We start from the raw sequence: 3,512 nt of genomic DNA, 5'->3' as shown, positions 1-3,512 counted from the left end.
TGAAAGGCGTCGGGATCGAGCGCCTGCCATCCCGCCGGTGGCGCGCCCTGCTCGATCGGGCAGAAGAGCGTCAGGCGCGGCAGATAGGCCGCGTGTTTCGTCAGATCCTTCGCCCAGGACGCATCGGCCCAGTAAAGGCCGGCGTGCGAACGCAGCCCGACGTTTAGCGCGAGGAGATAGGGGCGATCGAAGCGGCAGAGCGTCTCGCGCCCCGCCCGATCGCCCCCCGCCGATATCATCCGGCCTTCGCGACCCCCACCATCGCCGGGCGCAGCAGCCGATCCTTGATCATATAGCCCGCCTGCATCTCCTGGACGATCGTCCCCGGCTCCTGATCGCTCGGCAGCTCGATCATCGCCTGATGCCGGTTGGGATCGAGCTTGGCGCCGACCGCCTCGATCTTGGTGATGCCGTTCCGCTGGAAGACATTCTCCAGCTCCTTGGACGTCATCTCGATCCCGGTGACGAAGGGCTTGAGAGATTCATCCTCGCGCGCCGCCGCCGGAATGCCCGCCAGCGCGCGCGAAAGATTGTCGGCGACCGAAAGGATGTCGCGCGCGAAATTGGTCGCGGCATAGGCGCGCGCGTCGGCGGCATCCTTCTCCATCCGGCGGCGGACGTTCTGCGTCTCCGCCTGCGCGTAGAGGAGCTGCTTGCGCATCTCCTCCAGCTCGCTTTCCAGCCCGGCGGCGCGATCATGATCGGCCACCTCGGGGGCGGCTTCGGCGGTTTCGTCGCGCAAGTCTTCTTCGTTCATGCCATCATTCTCGTCAGTGTCTGAGCGGTGAAATCCACCATGGGAACGACGCGCGCATAGTTCAACCGCGTCGGCCCGATCACGCCGACCACGCCGACCACGCGGCCCGCCGTATCATGATAGGGCGCGGCGATAACCGAAGAGCCCGAAAGCGCGAACAGCTTGTTCTCCGATCCGATGAAAATCTTGCAGGCCCGGGCGCCGCGCGCGCTATCGAGCAGCCGGGCGATCTCCTCCTTGCCCTCGATCTCGCCGAGCAACTGGCGGACGCGATCGAGATCCTCGGCGGCGGCGGCGTCGATCAGGTTGGCGGCGCCGCGCACGATCATCACCGGGCGGCGCGCGCCATCCTCGCTCCAGATCGCCAGGCCGCGCTCGACCAGCCCCTGCGCGGCGCGATCCAAGGCCGAACGCCCGGCCGCGAGTTCGTCGACGAGCCGAATCTGCGCCTCGGCCAGCGTCAGCCCGCCAAGCCGCTCGGTGATATAGTTCGCCGCTTCGACCAGCGCGCTCGGCTGCACGCCGGGGGGCAGATCGACGACGCGATTCTCGATCGAGCCGTCGGTTCCCACCAGCACCGCCACCGCCTGGCCATGTCCCAGCGGCAGGAAGCTGAACTGGCGCAGCACCGGCTCGGCGCGCGGCACCAGCACGATCCCCGCGCAGGCCGAGAGGCCGGAGAGCACCTGGCTGGTCGCGGCCAGCGCCTCCTCCACCGGCCCGCCGACGCGCGTCTGCGCCTCGATCGCCGCGCGCTCCTCGTCCGAAGGTACGCTCGATTGCATCATGCCGTCGACGAACAGGCGCAGCCCGCCCTCGGTCGGCATCCGCCCGGCGGAATGATGCGGCGCCGCGAGCAGCCCCATCTCCTCCAGGTCCTGCATCACGTTGCGGATCGAGGCGGGCGAGAGGTTGAGCCCGCCGAAGCGCGAGATGGTGCGCGATCCGATCGGCCCGCCGCTGTCGATATAGCCCTCCACCACCATGCGGAAGACCTCGCGCGCGCGGGTCGAGAGTTCGGAGATCGGCGTCGGCGTCATAGGCTGCGGCGGCGCGCCAGCACGAGCAGCCCGACCCCCACCAGCGCCAGGATCGCGCCGCGCAGCGCCCAGGGCCGCGCATCGATCATGAAGCTCGACGCGGGCCAGCGCACGAGGCCGATGCCCTGCCCGATCCACAGCAATCCGACGAGGATCGCGGCGAGCCCGAGGATTTGCAGAACGATCTTCATGGCGCCGGCTCCTGGCGCTGGCGGGAAGGCGCCAGCGCCGCTACATGCGCCTGCCGCAACGACAAGGACAATCCCTTATGCGCCCAAGCGGCCGCGCCCCCGATCAAATGCGTCCCATCACCATCACCCCGGCCTATACCATCCATGCCGAGGGCAGCGTCCTGATCGCGTTCGGCGACACCAAGGTGCTCGTCACCGCCTCGGTCGAGGAGCGCGTGCCGCCGTTCCTGCGCGGCAAGGGGCAGGGCTGGGTTACCGCCGAATATGGCATGCTGCCGCGCGCGACCAACACGCGCGGGCAGCGCGAGGCCGCCAAGGGCAAGCAATCGGGGCGCACGCAGGAAATCCAGCGGCTGATCGGGCGATCCTTGCGCTCGGTGGTCGACATGAGCCTGCTCGGCGAGCGCCAGATCACGCTCGATTGCGACGTTCTCCAGGCCGACGGCGGCACGCGCACCGCCTCGATCTCGGGCGCGTGGGTCGCGCTCAGGCTGGCGGTCGACGGGCTGCTCGCCAAGGGCCTGCTCGCCGCCGATCCGATCATAGCGCAGGTCGCGGCGGTCTCGTGCGGCATCTACGAAGGCACGCCGGTGCTCGACCTCGATTATATCGAGGATTCAAACGCGCATGCCGACGCCAATTTCGTCCTGCTGTCCGATGGCAACATCGCCGAGGCGCAGGCCACCGCCGAAGGCGCTACCTATGACGAGGAAGCCCTGCTCCGCCTGCTCCGCCTCGCGCGGATCGGCTGCGGCGAGATTTTCGCCGCGCAGTCGCGGGCTGTCGGCAAGTGACGATCGATCTGGTCGACGACGACCCGCCGCCGGTGCCGCATCGCCGGCTCGCCCCCGGCAAGCTCGTCATCGCCAGCCATAACGAAGGCAAGGTCCGCGAGATTCGCGCGCTGCTCGCGCCCTTCGGGATCGCGCCGGTCTCGGCGGCGTCGCTGGGCATTCCCGAGCCCGAGGAGACGGGCACGAGCTTCGCTGCCAACGCTGAACTCAAGGCGCGCTTTTCGGCCGATCTCTCGGGCCTGGTCGCGCTGGCCGACGACAGCGGGCTGTGCGTCGATGCGCTGCATGGGGATCCGGGCATCTATTCGGCGCGCTGGGCGGGCGAGACGCGCGACTTCGGCGCGGCGATGCGGCTGGTGCAGGATAAGCTCGAAGCCGTCCCGCCCGAGGAAGGCCGCGACGCGCATTTCGTCTGCGCGCTGACGTTGTGCTGGCCCGACGGCCATGTCGAGACCTTCGAGGGGCGGGTGGACGGCACCTTGGTATGGCCGCCGCGCGGGGACAAGGGCTTCGGCTATGACGCGATGTTCCTGCCGATCGGCGGCGAGCGGACGTTCGGGGAGATCGAGCCCGACGCCAAGCATGCGATCAGCCACCGCGCGGACGCGTTCCGCAAGCTGGTCGCGGCGGTGCTCCAGTGAACGAGCCCCTCCCCTTCAGGGGAGGGGTTGGGGTGGGGCAGGCCGGTCGATCCGGCGGACTCCCCCCCCCCCCCCCCCCCCCCCCCCCC

Annotated in this window: 6 protein-coding genes; 2 read left to right on the top strand and 4 right to left on the bottom strand. The window is 69.4% G+C overall.

The genetic code is table 11. From position 1 onward, the window contains the following. From HUU94_RS05585 to HUU94_RS05570, 4 genes are all read right to left on the bottom strand, one after another. The coding region (locus tag HUU94_RS05585) for a hypothetical protein (RefSeq protein ID WP_174274112.1) at positions 1–239 on the bottom strand (239 nt) is incomplete at its 3' end. Beyond that, complete coding sequence (gene grpE / locus HUU94_RS05580) at positions 236–757, bottom strand: nucleotide exchange factor GrpE (protein WP_174274111.1); 522 nt, start codon at positions 755–757, stop codon at positions 236–238. The genes grpE and HUU94_RS05585, both read right to left, overlap by 4 nt. Continuing rightward, a complete protein-coding gene (gene hrcA / locus HUU94_RS05575; RefSeq protein ID WP_174274110.1) occupies positions 754–1,797 on the bottom strand; it encodes a heat-inducible transcriptional repressor HrcA in 1,044 nt (347 codons plus the stop codon). Before hrcA ends, grpE begins: the two co-directional genes overlap by 4 nt. Next, the gene (locus tag HUU94_RS05570) at positions 1,794–1,988 is read right to left on the bottom strand and encodes a hypothetical protein (RefSeq protein WP_174274109.1); all 195 of its coding nucleotides are present in this window, start codon (positions 1,986–1,988) and stop codon (positions 1,794–1,796) included. The genes hrcA and HUU94_RS05570 overlap by 4 nt, the downstream gene beginning before the upstream one ends. A gap of 77 nt (positions 1,989–2,065) precedes the next feature. Between HUU94_RS05570 and rph the strand changes: the two genes are divergently transcribed. Both rph and rdgB read left to right on the top strand, forming a co-directional pair. Beyond that, complete coding sequence (gene rph / locus HUU94_RS05565; RefSeq protein WP_174274108.1) at positions 2,066–2,782, top strand: ribonuclease PH; 717 nt, start codon at positions 2,066–2,068, stop codon at positions 2,780–2,782. Beyond that, positions 2,779–3,423: an RdgB/HAM1 family non-canonical purine NTP pyrophosphatase gene (rdgB, locus tag HUU94_RS05560; protein ID WP_254601985.1), complete on the top strand. Its 645-nt coding sequence runs from the start codon at positions 2,779–2,781 to the stop codon at positions 3,421–3,423. The genes rph and rdgB overlap by 4 nt, the downstream gene beginning before the upstream one ends. Positions 3,424–3,512: the final 89 nt, after the last annotated feature.

The sequence above is a fragment of the Sphingomonas bacterium genome (assembly GCF_903644055.1).
Lineage (GTDB): Bacteria > Pseudomonadota > Alphaproteobacteria > Sphingomonadales > Sphingomonadaceae > Sphingomonas_I.
The sequence above is the reverse complement of the archived record's forward strand: the minus strand, read 5'-3'. Positions and strand labels throughout refer to the sequence as shown.

Bases quoted from the DNA above. Each gene is read 5' to 3' on its own strand.
- hrcA (WP_174274110.1), bottom strand. From the start codon at position 1,797: ATGACGCCGACGCCGATCTCCGAACTCTCGACCCGCGCGCGCGAGGTC.
- grpE (WP_174274111.1), bottom strand. From the start codon at position 757: ATGAACGAAGAAGACTTGCGCGACGAAACCGCCGAAGCCGCCCCCGAG.
- rph (WP_174274108.1), top strand. From the start codon at position 2,066: ATGCGCCCAAGCGGCCGCGCCCCCGATCAAATGCGTCCCATCACCATC.
- HUU94_RS05570 (WP_174274109.1), bottom strand. From the start codon at position 1,988: ATGAAGATCGTTCTGCAAATCCTCGGGCTCGCCGCGATCCTCGTCGGA.